The sequence below is a fragment of the Candidatus Francisella endociliophora genome, assembly GCF_000764555.1.
GTDB lineage: Bacteria > Pseudomonadota > Gammaproteobacteria > Francisellales > Francisellaceae > Francisella > Francisella endociliophora.
Map to the genome: position 1 here is coordinate 869,260 of NZ_CP009574.1, position 26,581 is coordinate 895,840.

The window sequence follows — 26,581 nt, forward strand, 5'->3', positions numbered from 1 at the left end:
AATTAATTAACAATACATAATAGCCATTGTATCTAGCTGGTCCCAATCATAACTAGGACATTGTGTTGGTTTTTTAAGTGGCTGGCAATATGTACGCCATGTACCTCCACCATAGGTTTTCATTATCAAACATTTTTTAAGACGCTTTTCTTGCCCTTCTAAAAGCCCAACTGTTGTAATTTGTTCGATAGGATAACCATCTTTGAGTTTATACTGATATTTATTATCATCATCGTCTATCTCATCAAATGTTTTTTCTATTTGCTCAGGATCTTTAATATTTTCTAATAAATCATGATAATTCTCGATCTCATAAGCATCATTATAATTTTTTACGTCTTGATCAATATAGTCTTTAGCTGATTTACCCTGATAGTAATCATGAGGCTTTTTAAAATCATTCTTTATATCATGTTCATCTTTAATTATCTGATTAGCCTTTTCAGATGTTTTTTTCATCGACTCATGTTGTTTGCTTTGATTTTCTTTTGCTATTTTTTCTTCTAAATCACTTGTCAAAAGATCTATTTTCTTCCTAGTTTCTGAGTGAACATCATCTCCTAATATTTCTTCGGCATGTGCTAGAAGCTTTTCATAACTATCATCAGATGTATCTACTAAACTACTTAGATTAGTTCCATAATCACCAGCAGAGGGAGCATTATCAAGTTTACTATCACTAGGAAGGTCTAATTCATCTTTAGTCTTAGTTGTTTTTAACGCTGAATCATTATTACTAACTGTTTTTTTCGCATACTCTCTTAATGGATTACTGCTATCAGCATGTATATTTTGATTATCTACAACAGTTCTAGTATCAGCAACAACACTATTTAAAACTATAAAAAAAATAACAAAAGAAAATAAAACTTTTTTTCTCATAACTTAATAGAAAATTTTTACCTAAGCAAAGTATATTAGATATTAAACATATAAAAAAGCTCTTTAACTAAACATCTAGATAATAATTTGTTCTTCATGCAACTCTATATTATAGTGTTTCAATACTTCAGCTTTAACTAAATTTATTAAACCAATAATATCAGTCCCTTTAGCGCTACCACAATTGACTATAATCCCGCCGTGTTTTGGTGAAATTTGAGCATCGCCAATTTTTTTTCCTTTCAAACCTAGCTCTTCCACCATTACCCCAACTGGCATATTTGCTTGTGGTCTTTTAAAAACACTTCCTGCAGTTGGTTGTTGTGGTAAATTTGCTAGCCTACGTGAATAGATATCATCCAGCTTTGATTTTATTTCTTGATGAGTTTTTTTCTCAAACTCAAATTCTGCGGAAATTATGCATGCATTATTATCATATTTAAACATAGAATATCTATAGCCATATTCTATGTCGCTTTTCTGATACTCTTTTATCTGTCCTGACCCTAACTCAAGAACCCTAACACTCTTTACAAAGGTGTATATTTCATCACCATAAGCACCAGCATTCATAATTAAAGCTCCACCAACACTTGCTGGCACATCATAAAAGGTCTCTACTCCACTTAGCCCTGCTTTATAAGTTGCTAATGCTAAATCCTGAAGCAAAGCCCCTGCTTGGATTTTTACACAATTACCAGCTATAGAAAAAGCATTAAACTTTTCACAAAAAACCACAAACGCTATTTCATCTTCATAATACTCTTTTGCAAAAATAATGTTACTACCATTACCAAGAAAAAATATCTTTTGATGATTATTTATAATTTCTAACAGTCCTTCTTCGCTACTAGGAAAATAAACATGCTTTGCATAAGACTTAATTCGATAAGTATTGTATTTTTCTAAAGATATATATTTTGACATTTGTACCTAAGCGTTATCTTCCAAAACTTCTATTTTCATGAAGTGCGACATATTCTCTATAAGGTTATTATACCCTCTAAATATCTGATGGGCATTATTTATAATTGATGAATCATCTAACAAGGATCCAGCCATCAAACAAGCCATACCAGCACGCAAGTCTTTAACACTCATTATGGCAGCGCGAATATTACTCAAATTTTTGATTGGTTTTATCTTGATCAAATTATTATCAATAGAGACATCAAACCCCATCTTACGAATTTGATAAACATAATTAATGCGTTCTGGATAAACAGTATCTTGAATCGTACTAGAGCTATTTGCCATAAGTAACATCACTGCATAGATAGGCTGCAGATCTGTTGGAAAATGTGGAAAAGGTGCTGCTATTATATCAACTCCTTTAATATTACTATTTTTACCGAAGAATTTGATTTGCTGAGCATCCTTATCGTATTCCCACTTAGCACCTGCATTAGTCAATTTCTCAAGAGGTTTTTTGATATTATAAGTATCTTGAGTATTAATATTTGTAATTGTTACATTTGTTTTATACAAATATGCCATAGCAGCATATGTCATAGCTTGAATGCGATCATATATTATTTCAAATTCACAACCTGATAATCTTGCTACTCCAAGAATTTTGATCTTACGACTTTCAAGATCAAAGTCTATATTAGCACCACATTTATTTAGATAATCAATCAAAGAAACCACTTCTGGTTCAAGAGCAACATTTTCAAGTATAACTTGTGAATTTCCTATCACAGCATACATTACAAGGTTCATAGTTGCACCAACAGATGGAAAAGCCATTCTAAACTCAGCATTTTTTTCTTCTTTATAAGAAACCTCTATATGATCATCAGCTAACTTTACTTCTGCACCCAAAGCTTCCAAACCTGTCAAATGTATATCAAAAGGCCTTTTTTCACTAAAACTACATCCTCCAGGGAAACCTATTTTAACGCGCCCCTTTCTCTTCAACATAGAACCTAAAAGCATTAATGAACAACGAGTCTTTGAAGTCATATCTCCACATAACTCGAGCATATCTGTAGTAATACCAGATGTATCAATACTGACATTTTCACCTTTTTCTACAACCTTAGCACCTACACTTTCTAATATTTCTTTAGCGCCTTTGTAATCCAAAAGAGTTGTAGGAACATTTGTAAACTTTGTTTTTGAGTCAGGAATTAGACTCGCAAAAATTAAATGAAGCAAGGCATTTTTTGCTCCACTAATATTGATAGTTATTTCATCAGCAATCTTATCTAGCTTTCTTACTCTTACTGCCTTCATCTTTTGCTCTCTTATTTTTTCTATCTGCAAATGGATTTTCTGATTGCTTGAACTCAAATGCTATAGGTGTTCCTCTAAACTCTAAAGCTTCTCTAAAGAAGTTTTCCAAATATCTTTTGTATGAATTTGGTAATTTGTTTACTTGATTTCCATGAATCACAATTACAGGAGGATTATGTCCTCCAACATGTGCATATTTTAGCTTAATTCTAAATTTACCAACCATCGGAGGAGTATGTGCCTCAACGGCTAATTGCATCAGTCGTGTAGCATCTGCTGTAGTTACTTTTTTATTTGCACATTCATAAGCAGTATCTATTGATTCAAAAATATGTCCTACATTTGTACCATGTAGTGCTGAAATAAAATGGATATCTACATAATCTTGTAAGAAAAATAGCTTCCTCTTTAGATCTTGTTTAACTTGATTTTTATCTTCTTCACTCATGCCATCCCATTTATTGACGGCTAAAACTAAGGCTCTACCATTTTTGATAGCAAAATGTATCAAGCTCAAATCTTGATCTGATATACCAGTTCGAGCATCCACTACAGCTACAACAACATTTGAATCTTGAATAGCTTGAAGAGTTTTAACAACTGAGAACTTCTCAAGAGTTTGTTTTACTTTACCTCTCTTACGTACACCTGCTGTATCAACAATAGTATACTTCTTACCATGGCGCTCAAAAGGAATACTAACACTATCAATAGTCGTACCAGGCATATCAAATACGACCACTCTATCTTCACCCAACATTCTATTTGTAAGAGTTGATTTACCAACATTCGGACGACCAATTAGAGAGTAATGGATACCATGACGAGCTTGCTCTTTATGCTCGCCTGACTGTGTATAGTCTTGATAATACTCATTCAAAGGTTTTTTTAAAAACTTATCTACAAGCTTTTGAGTGTTTCTACGATGTGCTGCCGATATAGCAAAGACCTTATCAAAGCCAAAACTATAGAAGTCTGCCATTGCACCTTCTTCATCAACACCATCAACCTTATTAACGACAACAATAACTCTTTTATCTCGTTGACGTAAAAGATTAGCAACATACTCATCACCTGATGTAATACCTGATCTACCATCTACTACAAAAAAGACCAAATTAGCTTCATCTATAGCCATTTCAGATTGCTTTGCCATGAACTCGTCAAAACCAGCATCTTGATCAGATATACCACCGGTATCAACAACAAGATAGTCTAAACCATCATATTTTGCCTGACCATATTGACGGTCACGAGTAACACCTTCAAAGTCAAAAACTAGGGCATCACGAGAGTTTGTCAGTACATTAAAGAGCGTTGATTTCCCAACATTTGCTCTACCGACTATTGCAACTAAAAAAGACATTATTATTCTTAAATCTTATAATTAAAATATTATGCTAATGTTACTCTATTTGAGAGATTTTATAAAGCGATAGATGAAATATAGGTTTTGAACCTCCTATATGCACAGAATTAACCCTCAATTATATAAGTCGGTCAATAGTCTTTTTGCTGTTCATCTTAAGGCTATATTTACAAAACAATTGATAAAATAAGGTAAGTATGCTTATCAAAACTCTTTAATCCAGAAATTTAAGCCACTAGTCTGCTCTTTAGTTGAGCCATCAGCTTGTATCTTTGGCCAACTACATTCTACCCGCATATCTAAGCGCTCTACAAATCCCATTGATTTCCACATTTTATTAGGATCAAAGTAGTCCGCTGGAATATTATCAGAATCTTTAATAATAGTAGCAAAACATAATTTATCAAACCCCAAAGACTTAGCCTCTTTCTCTCTAAGTTGATAAATTTGCTTTGATATACCTTGATTACGATAGTCCTGATCTATCATAATTTCACCATAATAATAAAATCTCTCAACATCATAGCCTTTTTCAACAAACGGTTTATGAGTATCATCACATAAGTGAGCATTTGATAATGCGATAGATGTAGCCACTGCTACTACTTTATCAGCGTCTTTAACCAAAATCACTCTAGCTGTTGAATCTTTTATAAAATCTTTAAAATACTCTCTTTCGTATTCAAGATTACCATCATATAAATAAGGATATTCTCTGAAGACCTTAATTCTAAGATCAATCACATCATTTAAGAATTTATCTATTTCTAAGCCTTTAAGAATTACAAAATCCACTTCCCTACTCCTGTAAAATTAAAAATTAAATATAAACTGAAAGATCAAGTGTGAAAGTATTCATATATTGACCATTATAAAGACTTTGCCAAGAATACTCTGGCCCTAATAAAACATTATCATCAAAAAATGCTCTCTGTGTTGATATCAAAACCTGATTTTTGATACCCGACTCTGCTTTAAAATAACTCCCTTCAGCAGATAATGGCATTGGTATATTATCAGCATTATATGAATGTCCATAACTGACGTTAATATTCTGTCCACTTCCAAATAACTTAAACGCATATGCTGCCTGAACAGTAAAAGCACCTGCAAAGGCATTACTATAACCATTAAACTGTGTGCTTTGTGTAGTTGTAGTAGCCCAACCGCCACCTAGGTTTAAACTGCCTGGTAAAAATGGGATATCATTAAAGCTCCATGCTGTATCTACATTAAATTCACCAACCCTTTTATTGATAAAATTAAACCTTCCACTAGCACCACGAATATCGTGCATATATCCTATGTTAAAACCAACTTGAGCAATATCCTGAAAATTAACAGCATCAAAATAAGCTAATGAGAAAGTCGCATGATTTTTTGAATCTAAAAGCGTAAAGTTAGCATTGGCAGTATCTCCTTTATAATTAACAGCCGCATTTGTCACCCTAAGTGGGCGAAACATATTTGCTGTAATACTATTTGTCCATGGTCCACCACCACCATACGAACCAACAGATGGTCTATATTTACCGACAGAAACAAACACTGGAGTTGTATCAAGATTACCAAATATTACAAAAGCATCTTGTAAATCATAGTTATTATATTGGTCTGCAACAAAATCAAGGTTGGCTGTTACATAATGACCTAAATTAGCTAAGAAATATAAAGTTGCACTAGTCAGATATACATTCTCACCACTACCATCAAATGTACTACCATTATTCATAGTAATATCTGAACCTCTCCAGATTTGTGCATCCGCCTGTATAAACCCACCAAAGAAAATTGAGTAGTCATTAAAAAAACCTCTTTGGCGTAAAATACTTGATGCAAAAAGGTTACTTGGTAACTGACCTATAGGTACAGTATTATTACTAGAAAATGATCCCACATAGGTAACCTCACCTTGAGTAGTGATCTTAACCTGATTCGCAACATCGACACCTTTATCATCATTAGAATCCCCTAATGCTATCTGCTCTTGTAAATATTGCTCACGGATTTTATCATTTTCATGATCTGCGCTTATATCTTCTCTAAACTGTGCCTCTTGATGAGAGCCAAACTCAGTTACTATATCATCGTTATTTTGTTTATTATCAAGCTCTTGTATCTGTGCTTGAAGAAGTTCAATTTGACTTGTAAGTCTATCTACTTCTGACTTTTTAACACTAGAGGTTTTGCTAGCTGAGAAACTAACACCAAAGAAAATAAAAGATATTATTAGGGTAATAACTCTTTTAAACATGAAATATTTACTAGATATATACCGACATATCTAAAGTAAGTGTATTCATATACTGTCCAGTATACAGCTTCTGGTAAGCCCATTCTGGACCGAACAGTACATTATCATCAAAATAAGCCCTCTGAGCAGAGAAAACAAGCTGTTCTTTAATACCAACAGCACTCTTACCAAAACTAGGAGAAGCATTTGCTGTTACCATTGGTATATTTTTAGCGTTATATGACTGACCATAAGTAACACCAAAGTTTGTACTTCTGCCTCCTAAAACTAATGAATAGTTGGCTGCGCCATACCATGCACCAGATAAAACTCCCTCACCAGTGCCATTAAAGTCTTCCTTCTTACTGGTGGTCGCCCATCCTGCACCTAAGTTAAGGAAACCGCCACCAATTGTATAAGTCAAGTTACCATCAACGTTAAAGGCACCGACATTATCTTCTGAATGTCCCGTCAGATTATCTAGAGCTGAACCTATAGATGAATTGCCTGCACCAGCTATATTAAATACATAACCAACGTTAAAAGCTCCAACTAAATTTTGAGTCCAACTATCAGCATAGAAAAGACCCGTAGAGAAATTCGCTCGCTTATCATTAGAACCAAATACAGCAATGTTCGCGTTCCAGACTTGATCTTTATAGTTAACAGCTACATTTGTAACATTACCAGGTGATAAGAATTTAGTTATACCAGATGTCCAAGTACCACCACCGGCATATGTACCGACAGAAAGCTTACTTCTACCAGCAGATACGAAGAATGGTGAAGTATCTAAGTTACCAAAAATTACAAAAGCATTCCCAAGCCCAAAAGATCCTGACTCATCAGTATCAAAATCAAATTGCGCTGTTACATAGTGACCAAGATTTGACAGGAAGTATAAGTTTGCACCAGTTAGGTATATATTTTGACCATTAGCATTTGAATTTGGAGGAGTTTTTCCATCAACAGGAGCTCTTGGCAAACTATTACCAAACCACGCCTGGGCATCAGCCTCAATAAGACCACCAAAAAATACCGAGTAGTCATCAAACTTCTCTCTTTGGCCTAATAATGTAGAAGCAAATAAGTTTGATGAAATCTGTCCAATAGGATTACTGTTGTTACCAGAGTAGGCACCTAAGTATGTAATCTGGCCTCCTGTTGTAATAGCAGGCGCACCACCAACGTCAATACCTCCATTTTGATTAAACACACCACCAACAGGTGCATCACCAAGATTTACAATTGAGTCACTTGCATTGACATTTTCCATAATATCAGAGGCACTTTCACCTCCAACTAGAGCTTGACTTAAATCACCTCCTGCGCCAGCTGCTGCTGCAATTGAGCGAGGACTTTTGTTACCATCTACTTTTGAACTATATGTTGTAAATTGCGAACTACCGTTAGAAGTATTTTGCAGGCCACCTTTCTGTGCTTTTATCTGCTGTAACTGACCTTGTAATTGTTGAACCTGCTCTTGTAGTTTTAAAAGTAACTCTCTTTCATTAGCAGCTTGTTCATTCCCTTGATTACTATTAGTTGTCTGTGTTTGAGAACTTGACTTAGAATTTGTTTTACTACTTCCAATATTTTGGTCACCAATACTTGTTGCGCCAAGTGGTCCGCCTTGAGAAACAACCTCAGGAGAATCATCAGAATATGCATAGCCACAACAGGCTAAAACACTACCTAAAACAATACAAGTTTTCTTTAATTTACGCACCACAGACAAGCACCTTCTAAAATCAGCAACAAATGACTTCCTGAGTTTAGCACAATACTTAGTTTACTTTCAATAAAATTATACGGAGCAAAGTAGTAATTTTATTTATAATTAGATATGAAAAAGAATGAATAATTTAATAAATAACTAGATAGGCATATATGGTGCATATGTAGGAGTCCAAGAAGAAAGATTAATCAATTTTTCAATCTCTGCATCAAGCTCTTCTTCATCTAGATCTTCTAGATCTATATCCACCCCATGAACACCTTCAAATATAGCTTGTTTTGCTACAGCTTTTGTGATTTCTCTACTTACTTCAACTAAGTCCGTTATCTTAGCAAGTAGTGGCTGAGTAATATCTTCATTGATAACCATCGGTGATAATTCACTCAAACGATAACATGCTGCTCTAATCATACCGTCAGTCAAAGTTTTAGCATGAACTGCAACTGAGCCTAACCCTAGACCAGGGAAAATAAACGCGTTATTCCCTTGAGAAATACGATATTCACGACCATTGTACATAACATCTGGGAATGGACTGCCAGCTGCTATTAAAGCTTTTCCATCTGTCCACTTGATTATATCTTCAGGTAAAGCCTCACATAGAGATGTAGGGTTTGATAAAGGCATAATAATAGGATAACTATTATTTTCAGCCATAGTTCTAACAATCTCTTCCGTAAATGAACCTGGTTGTCCAGAAGTTCCTATCAAAATATCACATTTCGCATTTTTAACAGCTTCTTCAAGAGTTATATAGTCAAAATCTTCAACGTTCCAGTTATTGATCTCTTCACTAGTTTTCACAAAAGGCTTTTGCTCTGGAGTAATTCGTTTAGTCTTAAGCTTATCACACACTAAACCATATCTATCAACCAGATAGATACTTTCTCTAGCTCTTTCAATTGATACACCTGCTCTATCAGCAATTACATCTGCAAGCTGCCTAGCAATACCACAGCCTGCACTGCCTGCACCATAAATTACTATTTTAATGTCACAAATAGTGCTTATAGCTTCCTCTGCAGTTAATTCGCCGGCATTAATTTTAATTGTACTCGCAGTTTTAACGCCTGCGATACAGTTAGCTGCTGCAACAATACCAGTACCTTCAATATCATCATTAAATGTACAAAGTCTATCTTTGTAATGCTGTAAAATACGGGTTGCATTATCACGTCCCATATCTTCCCAGTGTAAAAAGACATTAGGAAACCTTGCTTTAACTTGAGTCACAAACTCTTCGATAAATTCATCATAAGTTTCACCAGAAATTCTTGGCAAACGTACACCAAGATACCCAGGAGCATTTATCAATGCATCATTGTTTGTTCCCATATCTAACTGAACAGGTAAAACTCTTGCTGGATCTATACCACTAGCAGCGACATAAACCATGATCTTACCAATACTAATGTTCATACCACCAATACCCTGATCACCAATACCAAGTACAGCTTCACCATCAGTTACAAGAACTAAATCTATACTGTTATATTCGTATCTTTCTAGCATCTTAGCGATATGCCTTTTATGGTTCACAGATATAAACAAACCATTTTGCTTTCTAAATTGGCTACTATATTTCTGTACAGCTTCACCAACCGTAGGAGTATATATAATAGGCATCACTTCTTCTAAATTCTCACGCACGAAATGATAAAAAAGCGTAGTGTTTAAATCATGAAGTCTATTTAAGAAAACATATTTTTCCAGAGAATTAGGTTTTGCATCAAACTGACGTCTAACTCTAATAGCTTGCTCTTCAAGGCTTTCAACTTTCTCTGGCAGATACCCCAAAAGATTAAATGCTAATCTCTCCTCAACACTAAAGGCAACATCTTTGTTCAACACCCTGTTGTTTAGTAGCTGCCTACCTGTAAGATTGGTTTCTATTGCAAAAACCTTTCCATTTTTATTACGTAACTTTCTTATTTTTTTTCCGCGTCTTTCCATGACTAACCACTTAAAATATTTAGTTTAAAAATACAATAAAAAACATCTAACTGATAAGTATCTAACAGTAGTTGCTTTTTTTCAACAAAAAATGAATACTATACGCTATTATACTCCCAAGAAATATTAGATTAAACCTTCTTTATTTATATAATGAAAATTATTACAAATTTAAATAAAACAATAGATAATACTCCCAAAGCTGTAGCAATAGGCTCATTTGATGGAGTACACTCAGGACATCAAGCAATAATTAGTAAACTGCTAAATATCGCTAAAACTAATAATTTGTCACCTTATATCCTTTTTTTTGAACCTTTACCAAAGGAATTTTTCTTGAAAGAAAAAGCTCCTCTTAGAATATATGATTTTAGAAATAAGGTCATAAACCTAAACAAGTTTGGTATCAAAAATATAATTTGCCACAAATTTGATCAAAAATTTGCAAATATTGAGGCTCAAGACTTCATTGAAGAGTTTTTGGTAAAAAAACTAAATGTAAAACACATAATTGTAGGTGATGATTTTAAATTTGGCAAAAAGCGTGTGGGGGATTATAACCTTCTTAAAAAATTCTCAACTATACACGATTTCACGGTTGATAAAGTTTCTACACTAAATATTGATAATCATCGTGTAAGTAGTAGCCAAATACGTCAAGCTATCACAGATCATGATTTAACCCAGGCTTGCAAACTGATTGGACAAACATTACGATTTAATTCTAGAGTAATTCATGGACAAAAAAATGGCAGAAAAATTGGCTTTCATACAGCAAACCAAAAATTACCTAAAAATTCCGTATTAAAAGGAGTATATCTATCTAAAGTCTACTTAGATGACAATACATACTATGGTGTAACCAATGCAGGCACCAGACCAACTATTGATGGAAAAAACAATTTACTAGAAACTCACATTTTTAATTTTGATAAAGAAATCTATGGTAAACATATAACTACAGAGATCATATCTTTCATTCGCTCTGAAAAGAAGTTCAACTCTTTTGATGAACTTAAATCTCAAATAACTCAAGATACAGAAACTGCAAAAAAATTAATTTCTTAATTTATCATAAACTATTTTAGTTTTTTAAAGAAAGGAGTATCCTTCAAGTCTTGATAGAATATTTCAAATAACTATATTCTAAAATGAAAAATTATATATCTCAGCCAACCTCATGGATTTATATAGCAGCTATCTTATTACCTTTTAATGGGGGCTATATTAACGCTATTGCTCTAATAAGTTTTTTACAAAATTCTGTAGGTTATGTAACAGGAAATCTAACTTCTGCTGGTGTTTTTCTAGCCGATCAAGAATATTTAATATTTCTAAGAATGCTTCTATTAGTTATATTTTTCTTAGGAGGCGCTATAATCAGTGGTTTAATAATAAAAAAACCTCATTACAATCAAGACTATAGTTACCCCACCAATCTAGGATTACAACTAACTTTAGTGGCTATTGCTATTTTGTTACTTAAATATCATATAAGGTACTGTGAATATCTACTTGCCATGAGCATGGGATTACAAAATGCTATGACGACTTACTATGGTTCTGCAATTATTAGAACTACTCATATGACAGGAACTACAACAGATCTAGGATTACTTATAGCTTATAAGATCAAGAATAAAAAAATTGCAGCCTGGAAATTTAAACTATATGTAATATTAATATTATCTTTTTTACTAGGCTCTTTTATTGGTGCTCTAACATTTAAAGAATTTCATGAAAACTCTCTCTACCTGTCTATAGCTATTTATTTAACTATGATTATTCTATATAAAAAGAGCTATCAAGAAAGTTAGTTTAATATCCACCTATTTATATAATTTATCTATTAACATAATTACCTTTGTACTTTATAATTTGAGCTTAAGTAGTTTAGATTTCTCAATATAAATATTTTAAATACCTAAGGAAACCAAATGAGTGACTATAAAGACACATTAAATCTCCCAAAGACATCCTTCTCAATGAAAGGAAACTTAGCAAACAAAGAGCCAATGATTCTTAACAAATGGGAAAAGCAAGGTATTTATAAAAAAATTAGAGAGCATTTTGCAGGTAGAGATAAGTTTGTACTTCATGATGGCCCTCCGTATGCGAATGGAAGTATCCATGTGGGTCACGCTGTAAACAAAATCCTCAAAGATATAATAGTTAAATCAAAAACACTAAGTGGATATGATGCTCCATATATCCCAACATGGGACTGTCACGGTTTACCAATTGAATTACAAGTCGAGAAAAAACACGGTAAAGCTGGTCAAAAAATATCAGAAGATGCTTTTAGAAAAGAGTGCCGTAAATATGCAAAAAAACAAGTAGAAATTCAGAAGAAAGACTTCAAAAGACTTGGTGTGTTAGGACAATGGGAACAACCATATCTAACAATGAACTTCGACTATGAAGCAAATATGATTAGAACCCTTGCAAAAATAATAGATAATGGTCACTTAAGTAAAGGCTTTAAACCAGTACATTGGTGTACCGCATGTGGATCTGCACTAGCTGAAGCAGAAGTTGAATACATGGATAAAGTATCTCCAGCAATTGATGTAAAATTCAAAATCAAAGATCAAGATAAACTAGCAAAAGCTTTTGGACTTGAATCACTAAATCATGAAGCATTTGCGGTTATCTGGACTACAACTCCTTGGACACTACCTGCAAACCAAGCTATTGCTGTACATAATGAGCTAAACTATAGCTTAGTTAAAATAGAGGATTTTTATATAATTCTTGCAGAAAATTTAGTTGAGCCTACACTAAAAAGATATGCTCTAGAAAATGCTAAAGTAATTGCAACCATTGCTGGCGATAAGTTAGTTGGTATCTTTGCAGATCACCCCTTCTATAATCGCCATGTGCCAATTTTACATGGAGATCATGTAACTGATGATTCTGGTACTGGTATGGTACATACGGCTCCTACTCATGGTGTAGAAGATTTCGCCCTAGGTAAAGAGCATGGTTTATCTATGGAAATTTTTGTTAAAGGAAACGGTTGCTATGGTGAGAATACAAAACTTTTCGCAGGTGAATTTGTTTTCAAAGCAAATGACAGAATCGTTGAGCTTTTAGGTGAAAAGAAACGCTTAATGAACTTTGACAAAATTAAACATAGTTATCCTCATTGCTGGAGACACAAAACACCTCTAATTTTTAGAGCTACTCCTCAATGGTTTATTAGCATGGAGAAACAAGGACTTCGTGATAAAGCTCTACAAGCGATCAAAGAAACTAGCTGGGCTCCTAGTTGGGGCGAAGCTCGTATAGAAGGCATGGTTCAAGACAGACCTGATTGGTGTATTTCTCGCCAAAGAACTTGGGGGGTGCCATTACCGTTATTTATCAACAAAGATACCGAGGAGCTACACCCAAATACTATTGAAATACTACATAAAGTAGCTGAGAAAATTGAAAAAGGCGGTATCGAAGCTTGGTTTAATTCTGAAGATAGTAACTTTATATCAGAAACTGATCAATATAAACGAGTAAAAGATACTCTAGATGTATGGTTTGACTCTGGCTCATCTAGTATGTGTATCCTTGATATCGACAAGCAACTTGCATATCCAGCTGATCTTTACCTAGAAGGTTCTGACCAGCATAGAGGCTGGTTCCAAACATCTCTACTAGTTGGTATGTCTGCTAAGGGTAGCCAACCATATAAAGAAGTCTTTACTCATGGATTTGTAGTTGATGAGCATGGCCGTAAAATGTCAAAATCACTAGGCAATGTAACATCTCCTCAAGATATTTATAATACTCTTGGTGCTGATATTCTGCGTTTATGGACTGCTTCAACTGATTATAAAAGCGAAATGGCTGTATCTGATCAAATTTTAAAAAGAACTGCTGACACTTATCGTAGATTACGTAATACAGCTAGATTCTTATTATCAAATCTAAATGGCTTTAACCCAGAAACAGATATTATTGAGTTTGATAAATTAGTTAAGCTTGATCAATGGGCAATTGCAAAAGCAAAAGATTTTCAAGATAAAATTATTGATGCTTATGAGAAATATCAAACTCATACAGTAGCTCAGCTAATCCATCACTTCTGTTCTGTTGAAATGGGTAGTTTCTATCTTGATATTATCAAAGATAGACAGTATACCGCTAAAACAGATGGACATCCGCGTAAATCAGCTCAAACTGCAATTTACCACATCGTGCATGCGCTTGTTAGATGGATAGCCCCAATACTGTCATATACCGCTGATGAGATTTGGGAAGCTACTCCAAAAACTACAGATTTACCAATCCAACTTTGTGAATGGTATACAGAACTTAAATCTTTTGATTCAAAAGATGAACTAGATCTAGATTTTTGGACAAAAATTCAAGAAATCCGTTCAGAAGTTAATAGAGTCTTAGAGATTAAACGAAATGAAGATCTTATCAAAGCATCTCTTGAAGCTGAAATAACTCTCTATGCAGATGAAGATAACTATAAACTAATTGAGAAACTAGGTAATGAGCTTAGATTCTTATTAATATCTTCAAAAGCCAACTTAAAACTTCTAGAAGAAAAAACTAACAATGCAACAGAAGCAAATATTTCTGGGTTATTTATAGAAATCAGCAAAATTGAAGAAACAAAATGTGAAAGATGCTGGCATCGTAGCCCTACAGTTGGACAGAATGAAGAGCATCCAACAATATGTCATCGTTGTGTTGAAAATATAACTACAGAAACTGGAGAGTCTCGTGAGTTCGCCTAAATCATCTTTTGCGCCAAAGCTAAAATACTTTGCCCTAGCCATACTAATTATAGTTGCTGACTTATATACAAAGCATTTAGCAAATACAACTTTAGAATTTGCTCAACCTATGAAAATAACCGGTTTTTTCAACTTAACGCTTTTGTATAATCATGGAGCAGCATTTAGTTTACTTAGTAATTCCCAAACTTCATGGCAAATGATAATGTTCTCAATAGTATCATTAGTTGCAGCCATTATATTGACATACCTAATTATCAAACAACCTGCCAATGCTAAAATAAACTTATTATCATTCTCATTGATTTTAGGTGGAGCATTAGGAAATTTCTACGATAGAGCTTTTCAAGGATATGTAATCGATTTCTTAGACTTTCATATTGGCAACTATCACTGGCCTGCGTTTAATATTGCAGATTCTGCGATTACATGTGGAGTTATTTTATTGATATTAGCTTCTCTTTTTACTAAAAAGAAATCATAAACTTTTCTTATAGTTATTATATAGCTGTCTAGCCTTAAACTTATTATCTCCATAAGAAATACTGTATATTGTATCTTCCATTCTGGTATTTTGCTCCATTGTAATACCAACATATTTAAGATCAGGTAAAGGTTTATCAAGCTCAGCTATCACTGTCGCTGTTAAAGGCAGCTTTTCAGCCACCATAACAGTATAACCACTGTTTTTAAGGTAATTAAGCAGTTTATCATATCTTTTATCAAAATCTTTACCTTCAAGATGTATAACCTGATCGGGATGATTTGCCACTAAAAACCTAACACCTTCTATATCATTTGTATAGCTAGCATAATCTAAATCTTTAACATTATGAATTCTAGTTAGCTTATGATAGTGCTCAATATTATCTTCAATCTCTTCTTTAACTGTACACGCCCCTAACAACAAAGCCACTAAAGAGAATGTCAAAAATTTTTTATACATAAGAGAGTTTTCATTCATAAATCTAGTATTATGATTAGTATACCTGTAAAGTGCTTATTTTATAAGATCTATAACCTCAAGATTAAGTCACATGACCTTATGCAAAAAACTTTATTTATAACTAAAATATTCATACAATAAACAAAAAAGACTATTCAGAACAAAATGTCAAAAACCTCCAATACAAAAAAATGGATGCAAGATCATACTTCAGACTATTATGTAATCCAAGCAAATAAGCTTGGCTATCGTAGTAGAGCAAGCTTTAAAATTCTTGAGATACATGAGAAATATAAAATCTTCAAACCAAACATGTTTGTGATAGATCTTGGAGCTGCGCCTGGTGGCTGGTCTGAACAAGTTATTAAATATATTAGCAAAAATGGTAAGCTTATTGCTTTAGATCTGCTTGATATGACTCCTATTGCTGGTGTAGATTTTATTCAAGGAGATTTTACAAGTGATGAAACGTATGAGAAATTAAACGAACTGGTAAATAATGAGAAAATTGACTGTATTATATCTGATATGGCACCAAACTTAAGTGGTAATAAAACTTCTGACCAAGCTAGATCAATTTACCTCTTAGAACTTGCTTTAGATTTTGCAAACTCAAACCTAAAAAAAGAAGGTGTTTTTATAGCTAAGGTTTTTCAAGGAGAAGGCTCTGATGATTTCCTAAAGCAAGTAAGAGAGTCTTTTAGCAAAGTCACTCAATTTAAACCCAAGTCTTCACGACCAAAATCGAGAGAATTCTACGTGATAGCAACAGGGTTTAAAAACTAACTAAATTTTAACTCACGAACTTCTGTCTTACCATAATTTCCAACCATAGCCTTGACTCTTTTAAGTAGAAATAGCAGAGGTAATGCTGAGATCAAAACTATAATAAAGAAATTTGTATAACCAATCAGCTCCTGCAAAGGACCACTTATCATAACAGGGATCATTCTTCCTAAAAGCAAAACGCCAGTAAAGAAAGCATAGTGAGCAGTTTTATGTTGACTATCTTTAACCATAAAATAACCAAACAATATACTAGCTGTAAGCCCGACACTAAAGCTAAATTGTTCAACGAGAATACACGCCAATACAGCAAAATGATTAGAAATATGAAATTCTGCCAAAATAATATACAGAATATGAGGCATATTCACCAAGAAGAACATTATATATACAGTTGCAGCAAAACCTTTACGATATATATAGTACCCACCAATCAGACCACCCAAAATAATAGCTAAAGGAGAGATAGTACCATAAGCAAGACCTGTAAATGTATTACTAAGACCAAGCCCACCATTAACTGTAGAATCAATCAAAAACAGTGGTAATATTGCACCAATCATACTTTCAGAAAACTTAAATAAAAAAATAAAGCTAACCCCTAACCATAAGTTCTTAACTTTCAAAAAGCTAGTATATACATCAATAAAATTAATAGCAGCTTGCTTGAAAGTTGTCTTTTTTGTTTTAATTGATCTTGGCAGCATAAATCTATGATAATATCCAACAACTATACAGATCACTCCACAGAGAACTAAACAAACACTCCAACTAAAAACATAACTTTTTGAACTGCTATAAAGCACACCACATAGCATTAGAATAAATCCAGTAGCAAAAATCTTACCTAAGTTATAAGTAGCTGATTGTAGACCAACAAAAAATGATTGTTGTTCAGGTGTTAAATTCTGAATATAAAAACCATCTGCAGCAATATCATGACTTGATGACAAAAATGCAATCACCCAGCCGATACAAAGACTAAAAACAAAAAAACTGTGACTCTTTAAAGAAAGAGCCATAACGATTAATAAAATACCTATAGCTATTTCCATAGCATATATCCACCATCTTGTAGTAAAAACAGCATCAATCAAAGATGCCCACAATGGCTTTATAACCCATGGTAAAACCATAGCACCAGTATAAATGGTAATATCAGTATTCGAAACACCAAAATTTTTATACATTATAGCGAGTACAAGCATTATCATACTTCCTGGCAATCCTTCCATAAAAAAGATGGAAGGAACCCATAACCAGGGACTCTTAAGGTTCAAAACTTTTTTCATATATCAACTTTTAAAAAAGAATCTGAACTTAAATATAAACTATTTCTAAATAGAATAAAAAGATTAAAAGTTATTTTGCTTCCTAATTTAAAATAAAACATTAGAATTATTATTAATAATACTCAATAAAGAGCCTGCAATGTCACACTTTGATATGTTAGTTAAATTATATGAATTAGACACCAACCTAAATTGCATAGACAAACTAAAAGAAGAAAAAGTAATCATTCGTAAACCGATAGCTCCTGAAAAATCTGTAATTCTTAACTGGATAAAGGGTAATTTTGCACAAGCATGGGCTAATGAAGCAGAAGTAGCATTTATGAATAGTCCAAAATCCATATTTATTGCAACTAAAGAGAATAAGTTAATTGGTTTTGCCTGCTATGATGCGACTGTCCTTAATTTTTTTGGTCCTACAGGTGTTTGTGAATCTACTAGAGGATTAGGTGTTGGTAAAGCTCTTTTAAAAGCTTGCTTAGTAGATATGAAGCTAAAAGGATATGCTTATGCAATCATAGGTGCTGTAGGACCTGCAGAATTTTATGAAAAAGCAGTAGGTGCTGTGAAAATAGAAAATTCATGGCCTGGCGCTTATAGAGATATGCTTAAATAGTGCCTCATACATTATGTTTCCAAAGTTCAAACATCCTATTTGCAACTACCTGATTAGCTTTTGATGTTGGATGACAGTAATCCCAACATAAATATGTATCAGGGTCACCAGTAACCTCTATATCATACTGAATATTGCCAAGAGAATCTGCACCACCATAGCTATCAACGCATACATCTGTAACATTTTTGAAACCATATTTAACAGGGTTGTCGATACAATCATTTAGCAAAGTATAAAAGTCAAAAAGTTTAATATCAACTTTAGGAAATAACAATTGCTGCTCAGAAATACGATTTCTTAATAGTCCATTTTGTAAACCTATGTTCATTTGCAAATATGACTTAAAGAATTTACCTACCCAATTAGAAAGATAATCTTTATAAGCTGGAGCCCTTGTTACATCTGGGATATTCCACACTATTATATTTTTAGCGCCCATTTTTATAGCTTTTCTAACTATCTTATTAAGATCACGAGCTACCCTAAACTTTGCCATTAGATTTATATATGGTATCTCATTATAAACCATAAACATAAAGTTATTAGCACCACCATTTATAACTACAAGATCATCATCAGCGAATCTACCTTCTTCATTTTCAAATCTAACCAATTGATCTGATACTGAATATGAATGATGCTTCAACAACGATGATGGATTTGGTCCATGAGTGAAAGCTCCACCTATAGCATAGTTTTTGTGTTTAACTTGTTCTTGTTTCTGCTCTTTAGCTAACATTTCAGACAAGTATTCAGTAGAGACTAAACCATTAGAAAATCTGCCACCTAAATAAGGCTCTCCAGGTATATCTAGTGTTTGGATAAGATTTCCTCCATCTAGAAGGCTATCTCCAAATACTACAAGTCTATTAACATGTTTCATTTTCAATCCTTATATTCAAAGAAATTAGCCATCCAATGAGCTATTATTAGACTATTATCTCTAATTCGCAAACTTTCTAAAGCATGCTGAAACTCATTTTTCATATCATTTTGATACTCTTTTATAAGAGCATGATTATGCACTTTTAACATTTCAGGATGAGCTTGTATTCCTAACACATGATTATTTATACAAAACATTTGTACTTTGCAGTAATCGCTAGTACTTATAAGCTCTGCCCCTTTTGGTAAATCAACTACCATATCTTGGTGATAAAACAAGAGACTCAAATAATGATGAAATGGAGTCATCCATGGTGCTTGATGAAGTACTTCAACATTCCTCACCCCAACAGCAAAACCATCTGGTCCTCGAGCTACCTTACCCCCTAAAGCTTGAGCTAAAATTTGATGCCCAAAACAAATACCAATGATCTTTTTATTTTTATTATGTAATTTAACTATCTCTTCTTTTAATTTAACAATCCAAGCTAAATTGTCAAAAGCTGTGGCTTTACTACCTGTAATAATAAAACCATCATATACATCATAATCATCTGGATACTCTTGCTCAGTAACATCAAAAATATCAAGATCAACGACTACAGATAATTTAAAGAAAAGGTTAGCAAACATATCTGGGTAGTTCCCACCAGCAACTCCTCTACGGTGCTCTGGAATGTGGTCTGTTTGTAAAATAGCTATTTTCATTTATATACTTTTTATTATTTTATTAATGCATCAAATAATATCTTCTTAAACTGATCTGAAATCTCAAAAGTATATGTATAAGCTTTTGAACCAGAACGAGCTCCTTTTATCTTCAATAAATTTCCATCTTTAGCTATATCTTTGATACTTATCACATCCATTTTTTCGCTATCCAGAATCTCAGACTTACGCTTCCAATTATCTCTATACCTGGTAATAGCACTACGATATGAGCCAGAAATTTTATTATCCAATGCTTTTTGAACAAATTCTTGAGCCCCCTGAGGAATCTCTTCAGCAAATTTTTTTAACTCATAAAGCGTACGTACATCTTCAATTATACCTTTATCAGATAATTCACGAATCTGCTCATCAGCATCTGCTATTTTCAAACGCATTGAAATCCAACTATTATCTCTACCCAGAACTTTTGCTATATCAGATTTTTTGACATTTTTGTTTTCTATCAAATCCCTTAATGCATCAGCCTCTTCAAATGGAGAAACATTTTCTCTTTGATCATTCTCTAGAAGTTGTAAAAGCACAATATTTGCATCAGATTCTTCTTGGCGAACAATACAAGGTATAGTCGTTAATCCAGCTTCTTTACTTGCTAAATACCTTCTCTCACCAGCTATTATATAGTGAGTACCATCATTTTTTTTAGCTGTAACAATAATTGGTTGAATTACACCATTTTCCTTTACGCTTTGTGCTAGCGCATCAATATTTCTAAAAGTTTTTCTTGGTTGGTTTTTATCTGGCTGAACTATACTCAAAGGTAATTCAAAAAGCTGGCCTGTTTTACTAGCTTGCTCATTTAACTCCTGTAATTGCATGGCTCTAAGAATATCTTTTTTCTCTTGGCCTACGGTATCATTAATTTTAGGGTTAACCTTTCTATTCATCAAAGATACTTTTTTAGCCATTACCTATCTCCAAAAAATTCTTTTATTTGTCTAGCTAATTTTTGTACTTGAAGATGCACTTTACTTTTTTTTGCGTACTCTCCAATATATAGACCTTCTGCCTCTGCCTCAATGAACTTAACACTTTGTGAAACAAAAGCTCTAAAGTAGTTCCCATCCTCTTCAAAGAATTCAAGTAGGCTTTTTGACATATTAGATTGCATTTGCACCCTATTTGCAAAAAATTTATAAGGCTTATCTGCTGTTAAAGCTAAATCTTTGGCTTCAATAAGTCCTGATAAATCCATGCCACTTGGTGAACATGGTATCACTACTAGATCAGACAGTAGCGCTGATTTTAAGGCTGCCGTTTGAAAGTTAGGAGGCGTGTCTATAACTATATAATCATGGCTACTTTTAAGCTCTGTGACCTTTTCTCTGACAACTTTTTCATCTAAATTATAAACAAAATCATTTGAGTCATTATTTTTTGTCATCCACATATATGCATCAGGTTTATCCTTATCCATATCTACTATAGCAACTTTAAATCCAAGCTCCTTTAATCCACATGCTATATTAATAGCTGTAGTTGTTTTACCAGAACCACCTTTTTGTTGTAGTAAAGAAATTACTTTTGCATTTTTTTGACTCATTTTTTTAAACCTTTGAAATCTATAACTTATTTTATTATATAAAATACATACGAGATTATAGTCTATATTCTTTCTCTATAAAACCAACTTTTATATATTAACTATTGATAAGCGAGCTATTTTCTTATATTTTATTAACTCAACTCGATGAGTGTTTCAAAAATGCTCTTTTTATAATAAATATATTTCTAAGGTTAAAAATGGCAAAAAATTTAGTAATCGTAGAGTCTCCTGCAAAAACAAAAACTATAAAAAAGTATCTTGGTAATGATTTCGAGATACTTGCTTCGTTTGGTCATGTACGCGAGATCCCTTCAAAAGATACATCTATTGATGTAGAAGACAATTTCAAGATCAAATTCATAACTAGTGATAGAAGCAAAAAGCATATTGACGCAATCAAAAAAGCAGCAAAGAATGCAGAAAATATATACCTTGCTACCGATCCAGATAGAGAAGGAGAGGCTATTTCATGGCATGTACAAGAAGTACTTAAAAATGCTCGCCTACTAAAAGATAAGAATGTTTATCGTGTTACTTTTAATGAGATTACAAAATCTGCCGTAACAACTGCTATAGCAAATCCAAAGCAACTTTCAATGGATTTAGTAAATGCTCAAAAAGCTCGTCAAGCTTTAGACTTTTTAGTTGGTTTCAATTTATCTCCTTTGTTATGGCGTAAAATCACAAGTGGTTTATCAGCTGGTAGAGTACAAAGCCCGGCCTTAAGAATGATTGTTGAGCGTGAGATAGAGCGTGAAAACTTTGTAAAAAAAGATTACTGGAGTTTGACCGCAGAAGCTCTTAAAAAGAAAAAAGTATTTGCAAGCTTACTAGAGTTCGATAATACAAAAGTTGAGCAATTCACTTTTACAAAAGAAAAAGATGCTGAAGATGCAAAAGCTACAATTCTAAAAGATGCCAATGGATTCCTAATTGTTGATGGAATAACTGAGAAAACATCTCGAAGAAACCCATACCCTCCTTTTATAACTTCTACACTTCAACAAGAAGCATCTAAAAAACTAGGTTTCACAGCGCGTAGAACAATGTCTACAGCCCAGAAGCTTTATGAAGGTATGGATTTAGGTAATGGTGAATCTGTTGGTCTTATCTCATATATGAGAACAGACTCCACTAATCTTTCTAACGATGCTCTTAATGATATTAGAAGCTTTATTGAGTCAAAATATGACAAAGATATGTTGCCAGCTAAACCTAGAGTTTTTGGTAAAAAATCACAAAATGCTCAAGAGGCTCATGAAGCAATTCGTGTAACAGCAGCTGCGAGAACTCCTGAGGCTATCAAACAGCATTTAACAGCTGATGAGTTTAAATTATATAGTCTAATATATAATAGAACTATTGCATGTCAGATGAAACATGCAACCTTAAATAGTACATCTGTAGACTTAATAACTGAAAATACTAAACACAAATTTAGAGTAACAGGGACTGTTATCGTAGATGCTGGGTTCTTAAAAATCTACAATGTCGAAAAAGACGAAGATGAAAAAGATTCAGATGATGAACAAACTTTGCCTAAATTTGAAAAAGGTGAAAAAGTAAAATTAAATGATGTAATTACGAAAGCTCACTCAACTGAGCCACCTCCACGTTTCACAGAAGCATCACTAGTTAAAGCTCTTGAAAAATATGGTATAGGTAGACCTTCTACTTATGCGACAATTATTTCTACGCTACAACAAAGAGAATATGTTGATGTCGAGAAGCGCCGTTTCATTCCAACAGATAAAGGTCGTGTGGTAAACAAATTCTTAACAGAATACTTTAAAAAATATGTTGAGTATTCGTATACTGCTGGTTTGGAGAAAGAGCTTGATGAAATTGCTCATGACAAAAATGATTACTTAACAGTTCTAAATAACTTCTGGAAACCATTTATTGAAAGAATCAATAAAATTGCTGAAGATGTTTCACGTAAAGATGTAGTTACAGAAGAGCTTGATGAAGATTGCCCAGAGTGTGGTAGCAAACTCTCTTCTCGTCTTGGCAAAAATGGTAGATTTATTGGTTGTACAAACTACCCTACTTGTAAATATACTAGACGTATAGATGCTGATGGTAAAGAGGTAGAAAAAGAAGAACCTACTATTGTTGAAGATAGAAAGTGTCCAAAATGTGAATCCGATCTACATATTAAACAAGGACGTTATGGTAAGTTTATAGGGTGCTCTAACTATCCAAAATGTAAGCACATGGAACCATTAGAAAAGCCAAAAGATACTGGAGTAACTTGCCCTAAATGCAACTCAAACCCTATCGTTGAGAAAAAATCACGTAAAGGTAAAGTCTTTTATGCTTGCTCTGGTTTTCCTAAGTGTAAAAATGCTTACTGGTATCCACCAATAAAAGAACCTTGTCCAAAATGTAACTCACCAATACTACTTCACAAAACCACTAAAAAAGATGGTGAGCAAAAGGCATGTCCAAATACTGAATGTGATTATGCTGTACCATGGGAGGAGAAATAGCTTTCTAATTTTTCATAAACGATAAGAAACTTCTATTATTTAGCGTTTGATCAATTTTCACCTTATATAAGATCAAAATCTCTTCTAATCAAATTATTAAAATCAATAATAAAAAATATATTTTAAATCTTTAATCTTTTGATTAAAACCACCAAGGAGGAAAAATAATAGGCAGAATTATGATACAAAATAAACTAGCTAGTATTATTAAACTTAAGATTGAATAGCTAACAACAGAAACTTTCGGCTCTTGCATAGGTTTTTTGACAAATATGGATAAGCAAAATCCAAAAGCAAAAATACAGCCAAACAAACCTAGTGATGTTTTAAACATAGCATTTAACATACCATCTATCATGCCAGCGGTTAACATCATTATAAATATACAATGATAAGGATTAGCACATATTTCTATTCTTCTCTTGAATAAATTTCTAACTGTAGTAACAATAATTACCAAGGCTGCTATAAACGCAGGTATTCCCCATTGAGACCATATTTCAAGTAATAGGTTATGGGGATATCCATCAGGACGCTTTGTAACTGCCAAATAATTCCATTGACCGATACCTGTTAATGGATGATTAATTCCTACCCAAAACGCCTCTTTCCAAATTAAGGATCTACCGCTATCCCCCGATCTTAAAATATCATCTGTTGATGCTACTCCTGAATTCACAGATGCCATTATGAAATCAGTATAAAACATACTAAACAAATAACCACAAATTAGCGTCGATAGAAGTACTACAAATACTAGATTAAAATATCTACGAGCAAAAACAAAAAGTAAAGGTAAAATAATTAAATACTCTGCAAATACTGTCCTAAAAGCATGGTTAACTAGAACAAACCAGACCATAGTTAATGCAATAAAAGATCCAACCTTATAAATAGGCCGTAAATTAACAAACCACGGCAATAATAATAATGGGATGAACCAACTAAAATAATTATCTAAAAAACGAGGATTTAAGCAGTTATACATATATAGCAGAACTTTTTGAATATTACCTGCGATTACAGAACCATAGATAGAATAATTAGCTAATGAAAGCTGTAGAAATAAAGAACCACCAAAGAATATTAAAGACAGCAAAATAACTATATAAAAAAATCTAATACTTTTTTGATTTTCTCTAATATAGCTTGCTATAAATAATACACAAAATAACTGTAAAAAAGTTACACTAACTCCCTTAAATGCTATCGAGGGAGATATCGCAAATGCCGAAGAAACAATTCCAAAAATAAAAAAAGCTACAATGGCAGCTTGAACTAATTTACTAAAGCTCTTATACAAATCTATAATATTAGCTACAAGTCTTTTATCAGATAATATAGCGACACTTGCGATACATAGAGTATAATAAAATATATAATACCTATCTTTAAACAAGTATATATTTGCTGACATAGTATCATTTAAATATTTAGCCTGCCCACCTGAAGAAACATCTACTAAGTTTAAAGACGTATAATGCATAAATGGCATTAAGAATACAAAAAATATAGATAATGCTAAAAAATAAAAAATGCAATCAGCATATGTAATATTTTTAATTATGTGTTTCATTTGCTCAAATTATCATAAGTTTTTTGATAGTTTAGCAAAAATATAAACTTTATTCTCTAAGAAACAAATTTTTAAGAAAACTTTTATTTAATTGTTACAGAACCATTTGCTAATTCTGAATTGTCAGACTTATCAACTATGACAGCTGTCCATTTTCCTTTACAAACCTTATCATCATTAAGAACACTTTGTGTATCAACAGTATAGTCTTGTGTCTCTTTGAATTTAGTTATAGGGAAAGATGTACTATAACAATTAGTTTGCTTAGGAGCCTTCCATGTCAAATAAATAGTACCTTGAGGAGCACCATTCCAGTTCGTTATCAACTTAGCATCTATTTCATGAGTATCTGCTTTATACTTCAGATTAACTGATGCTGTTGGCTTATCTTTAGAAACAACTTCACCATCTTGATCAGGATTATCCAGATTATCATCTGGATTTATTTTTATAGAATCATCAGAACCATATAACTTATCAATAAAAGAATTGTAAGTGCTACAACTACCCAATCCAGCTGCCAATACTGTTAACAAAAATATTTTTTTCATC

General features: G+C 33.0%; 23 protein-coding genes. 7 read left to right on the forward strand and 16 right to left on the reverse strand.

From position 1 onward, the window contains the following. Nucleotides 1–6 precede the first annotated feature (6 nt). The 8 genes from QI37_RS04280 to QI37_RS04315 form a co-directional block, all read right to left on the reverse strand. Nucleotides 7–882, reverse strand: a complete 876-nt coding sequence (locus QI37_RS04280) for a hypothetical protein (RefSeq protein ID WP_040008859.1) — start codon at nucleotides 880–882, stop codon at nucleotides 7–9. Between the two features lie 75 nt (nucleotides 883–957). Further along, nucleotides 958–1,809 (reverse strand): UDP-N-acetylmuramate dehydrogenase, encoded by an 852-nt coding sequence (gene murB / locus QI37_RS04285; RefSeq protein WP_040008861.1) that lies wholly within the window; start codon nucleotides 1,807–1,809, stop codon nucleotides 958–960. Nucleotides 1,810–1,815: 6 nt separating this feature from the next. After that, nucleotides 1,816–3,120 (reverse strand): UDP-N-acetylglucosamine 1-carboxyvinyltransferase, encoded by a 1,305-nt coding sequence (locus QI37_RS04290; RefSeq protein ID WP_040008863.1) that lies wholly within the window; start codon nucleotides 3,118–3,120, stop codon nucleotides 1,816–1,818. Continuing rightward, nucleotides 3,089–4,486 (reverse strand): ribosome biogenesis GTPase Der, encoded by a 1,398-nt coding sequence (der, locus tag QI37_RS04295; RefSeq protein ID WP_040008865.1) that lies wholly within the window; start codon nucleotides 4,484–4,486, stop codon nucleotides 3,089–3,091. Before der ends, QI37_RS04290 begins: the two co-directional genes overlap by 32 nt. Nucleotides 4,487–4,693: 207 nt before the next feature. Then, nucleotides 4,694–5,284: a GNAT family N-acetyltransferase gene (locus QI37_RS04300; protein WP_040008867.1), complete on the reverse strand. Its 591-nt coding sequence runs from the start codon at nucleotides 5,282–5,284 to the stop codon at nucleotides 4,694–4,696. 25 nt (nucleotides 5,285–5,309) lie between these two features. Next, nucleotides 5,310–6,743: a DUF3573 domain-containing protein gene (locus tag QI37_RS04305; protein ID WP_040008869.1), complete on the reverse strand. Its 1,434-nt coding sequence runs from the start codon at nucleotides 6,741–6,743 to the stop codon at nucleotides 5,310–5,312. 10 nt (nucleotides 6,744–6,753) lie between these two features. Next, nucleotides 6,754–8,454, reverse strand: coding sequence for a DUF3573 domain-containing protein (locus QI37_RS04310; protein ID WP_040008871.1), 1,701 nt, complete (start codon nucleotides 8,452–8,454; stop codon nucleotides 6,754–6,756). Nucleotides 8,455–8,598: 144 nt separating this feature from the next. Further along, a complete protein-coding gene (locus QI37_RS04315; protein WP_040008873.1) occupies nucleotides 8,599–10,413 on the reverse strand; it encodes an NAD-dependent malic enzyme in 1,815 nt (604 codons plus the stop codon). A gap of 153 nt (nucleotides 10,414–10,566) precedes the next feature. Between QI37_RS04315 and ribF the strand changes: the two genes are divergently transcribed. From ribF to lspA, 4 genes are all read left to right on the forward strand, one after another. Then, nucleotides 10,567–11,481, forward strand: coding sequence for a bifunctional riboflavin kinase/FAD synthetase (ribF, locus tag QI37_RS04320; protein ID WP_040008874.1), 915 nt, complete (start codon nucleotides 10,567–10,569; stop codon nucleotides 11,479–11,481). Nucleotides 11,482–11,564: 83 nt separating this feature from the next. Further along, the gene (locus QI37_RS04325) at nucleotides 11,565–12,230 is read left to right on the forward strand and encodes a YoaK family protein (RefSeq protein WP_040008875.1); all 666 of its coding nucleotides are present in this window, start codon (nucleotides 11,565–11,567) and stop codon (nucleotides 12,228–12,230) included. A gap of 120 nt (nucleotides 12,231–12,350) precedes the next feature. After that, nucleotides 12,351–15,158: an isoleucine--tRNA ligase gene (gene ileS / locus QI37_RS04330; protein ID WP_040008876.1), complete on the forward strand. Its 2,808-nt coding sequence runs from the start codon at nucleotides 12,351–12,353 to the stop codon at nucleotides 15,156–15,158. Further along, the gene (lspA, locus tag QI37_RS04335; protein ID WP_040008877.1) at nucleotides 15,145–15,642 is read left to right on the forward strand and encodes a signal peptidase II; all 498 of its coding nucleotides are present in this window, start codon (nucleotides 15,145–15,147) and stop codon (nucleotides 15,640–15,642) included. Before ileS ends, lspA begins: the two co-directional genes overlap by 14 nt. On the opposite strand, the gene QI37_RS04340 is transcribed toward lspA, so the two are convergent. Beyond that, nucleotides 15,637–16,104 carry a hypothetical protein gene (locus tag QI37_RS04340; RefSeq protein ID WP_040010700.1) on the reverse strand — a complete coding sequence of 156 codons (468 nt, stop codon included), beginning with the start codon at nucleotides 16,102–16,104 and terminating at the stop codon, nucleotides 15,637–15,639. The genes lspA and QI37_RS04340 overlap by 6 nt on opposite strands. Before the next feature lie 165 nt (nucleotides 16,105–16,269). On the opposite strand from QI37_RS04340, the gene QI37_RS04345 reads away from it, so the two are divergent. After that, complete coding sequence (locus QI37_RS04345; RefSeq protein WP_040008878.1) at nucleotides 16,270–16,890, forward strand: RlmE family RNA methyltransferase; 621 nt, start codon at nucleotides 16,270–16,272, stop codon at nucleotides 16,888–16,890. Here the strand turns inward: QI37_RS04345 and QI37_RS04350 are convergent. Next, on the reverse strand, nucleotides 16,887–18,182 hold the full coding sequence (locus QI37_RS04350) for an MFS transporter (protein ID WP_081946981.1): 1,296 nt from the start codon (nucleotides 18,180–18,182) through the stop codon (nucleotides 16,887–16,889). The two genes, QI37_RS04345 and QI37_RS04350, sit on opposite strands and share 4 nt — an antisense overlap. A gap of 139 nt (nucleotides 18,183–18,321) precedes the next feature. Between QI37_RS04350 and QI37_RS04355 the strand changes: the two genes are divergently transcribed. Then, nucleotides 18,322–18,798, forward strand: a complete 477-nt coding sequence (locus tag QI37_RS04355) for a GNAT family N-acetyltransferase (RefSeq protein ID WP_040008880.1) — start codon at nucleotides 18,322–18,324, stop codon at nucleotides 18,796–18,798. Nucleotides 18,799–18,802: 4 nt separating this feature from the next. Here QI37_RS04355 and QI37_RS04360 read toward each other — a convergent pair whose 3' ends face one another. From QI37_RS04360 to QI37_RS04375, 4 genes are read right to left on the reverse strand one after another with little or no spacing between them, the layout of a single operon-like run. Next, a complete protein-coding gene (locus QI37_RS04360) occupies nucleotides 18,803–19,684 on the reverse strand; it encodes an SGNH/GDSL hydrolase family protein (protein WP_040008881.1) in 882 nt (293 codons plus the stop codon). A 2-nt stretch (nucleotides 19,685–19,686) separates the two neighbouring features. Then, entirely contained in the window at nucleotides 19,687–20,394 is a 708-nt protein-coding gene (locus tag QI37_RS04365) for a glutamine amidotransferase-related protein (RefSeq protein WP_040008882.1), read from the reverse strand. A gap of 14 nt (nucleotides 20,395–20,408) precedes the next feature. After that, the gene (locus tag QI37_RS04370) at nucleotides 20,409–21,323 is read right to left on the reverse strand and encodes a ParB/RepB/Spo0J family partition protein (protein ID WP_040008883.1); all 915 of its coding nucleotides are present in this window, start codon (nucleotides 21,321–21,323) and stop codon (nucleotides 20,409–20,411) included. Beyond that, entirely contained in the window at nucleotides 21,323–21,958 is a 636-nt protein-coding gene (locus QI37_RS04375; protein ID WP_040008885.1) for a ParA family protein, read from the reverse strand. The genes QI37_RS04370 and QI37_RS04375 overlap by 1 nt, the downstream gene beginning before the upstream one ends. Before the next feature lie 200 nt (nucleotides 21,959–22,158). Between QI37_RS04375 and topA the strand changes: the two genes are divergently transcribed. Continuing rightward, nucleotides 22,159–24,453, forward strand: coding sequence for a type I DNA topoisomerase (topA, locus tag QI37_RS04380; protein WP_040008887.1), 2,295 nt, complete (start codon nucleotides 22,159–22,161; stop codon nucleotides 24,451–24,453). Nucleotides 24,454–24,595: 142 nt separating this feature from the next. On the opposite strand, the gene QI37_RS04385 is transcribed toward topA, so the two are convergent. Continuing rightward, complete coding sequence (locus QI37_RS04385) at nucleotides 24,596–26,029, reverse strand: O-antigen ligase family protein (RefSeq protein ID WP_040008889.1); 1,434 nt, start codon at nucleotides 26,027–26,029, stop codon at nucleotides 24,596–24,598. Nucleotides 26,030–26,112: 83 nt separating this feature from the next. Next, nucleotides 26,113–26,580 carry a TUL4 family lipoprotein gene (locus QI37_RS04390; protein WP_040010702.1) on the reverse strand — a complete coding sequence of 156 codons (468 nt, stop codon included), beginning with the start codon at nucleotides 26,578–26,580 and terminating at the stop codon, nucleotides 26,113–26,115. Between the last annotated feature and the right edge of the window lies 1 nt (nucleotide 26,581).

Excerpts from the sequence above, each read along its gene's own strand:
- QI37_RS04280 (WP_040008859.1), bottom strand. The coding sequence starts at position 882 with ATGAGAAAAAAAGTTTTATTTTCTTTTGTTATTTTTTTTATAGTTTTA.
- murB (WP_040008861.1), bottom strand. The coding sequence starts at position 1,809 with ATGTCAAAATATATATCTTTAGAAAAATACAATACTTATCGAATTAAG.
- QI37_RS04290 (WP_040008863.1), bottom strand. The coding sequence starts at position 3,120 with ATGAAGGCAGTAAGAGTAAGAAAGCTAGATAAGATTGCTGATGAAATA.
- der (WP_040008865.1), bottom strand. The coding sequence starts at position 4,486 with ATGTCTTTTTTAGTTGCAATAGTCGGTAGAGCAAATGTTGGGAAATCA.
- QI37_RS04305 (WP_040008869.1), bottom strand. The coding sequence starts at position 6,743 with ATGTTTAAAAGAGTTATTACCCTAATAATATCTTTTATTTTCTTTGGT.
- QI37_RS04315 (WP_040008873.1), bottom strand. The coding sequence starts at position 10,413 with ATGGAAAGACGCGGAAAAAAAATAAGAAAGTTACGTAATAAAAATGGA.
- ribF (WP_040008874.1), top strand. The coding sequence starts at position 10,567 with ATGAAAATTATTACAAATTTAAATAAAACAATAGATAATACTCCCAAA.
- QI37_RS04325 (WP_040008875.1), top strand. The coding sequence starts at position 11,565 with ATGAAAAATTATATATCTCAGCCAACCTCATGGATTTATATAGCAGCT.
- ileS (WP_040008876.1), top strand. The coding sequence starts at position 12,351 with ATGAGTGACTATAAAGACACATTAAATCTCCCAAAGACATCCTTCTCA.
- QI37_RS04340 (WP_040010700.1), bottom strand. The coding sequence starts at position 16,104 with ATGTATAAAAAATTTTTGACATTCTCTTTAGTGGCTTTGTTGTTAGGG.
- QI37_RS04345 (WP_040008878.1), top strand. The coding sequence starts at position 16,270 with ATGTCAAAAACCTCCAATACAAAAAAATGGATGCAAGATCATACTTCA.
- QI37_RS04350 (WP_081946981.1), bottom strand. The coding sequence starts at position 18,182 with ATGAAAAAAGTTTTGAACCTTAAGAGTCCCTGGTTATGGGTTCCTTCC.
- QI37_RS04355 (WP_040008880.1), top strand. The coding sequence starts at position 18,322 with ATGTCACACTTTGATATGTTAGTTAAATTATATGAATTAGACACCAAC.
- QI37_RS04360 (WP_040008881.1), bottom strand. The coding sequence starts at position 19,684 with ATGAAACATGTTAATAGACTTGTAGTATTTGGAGATAGCCTTCTAGAT.
- QI37_RS04365 (WP_040008882.1), bottom strand. The coding sequence starts at position 20,394 with ATGAAAATAGCTATTTTACAAACAGACCACATTCCAGAGCACCGTAGA.
- QI37_RS04370 (WP_040008883.1), bottom strand. The coding sequence starts at position 21,323 with ATGGCTAAAAAAGTATCTTTGATGAATAGAAAGGTTAACCCTAAAATT.
- QI37_RS04375 (WP_040008885.1), bottom strand. The coding sequence starts at position 21,958 with ATGAGTCAAAAAAATGCAAAAGTAATTTCTTTACTACAACAAAAAGGT.
- topA (WP_040008887.1), top strand. The coding sequence starts at position 22,159 with ATGGCAAAAAATTTAGTAATCGTAGAGTCTCCTGCAAAAACAAAAACT.
- QI37_RS04385 (WP_040008889.1), bottom strand. The coding sequence starts at position 26,029 with ATGAAACACATAATTAAAAATATTACATATGCTGATTGCATTTTTTAT.
- QI37_RS04390 (WP_040010702.1), bottom strand. The coding sequence starts at position 26,580 with ATGAAAAAAATATTTTTGTTAACAGTATTGGCAGCTGGATTGGGTAGT.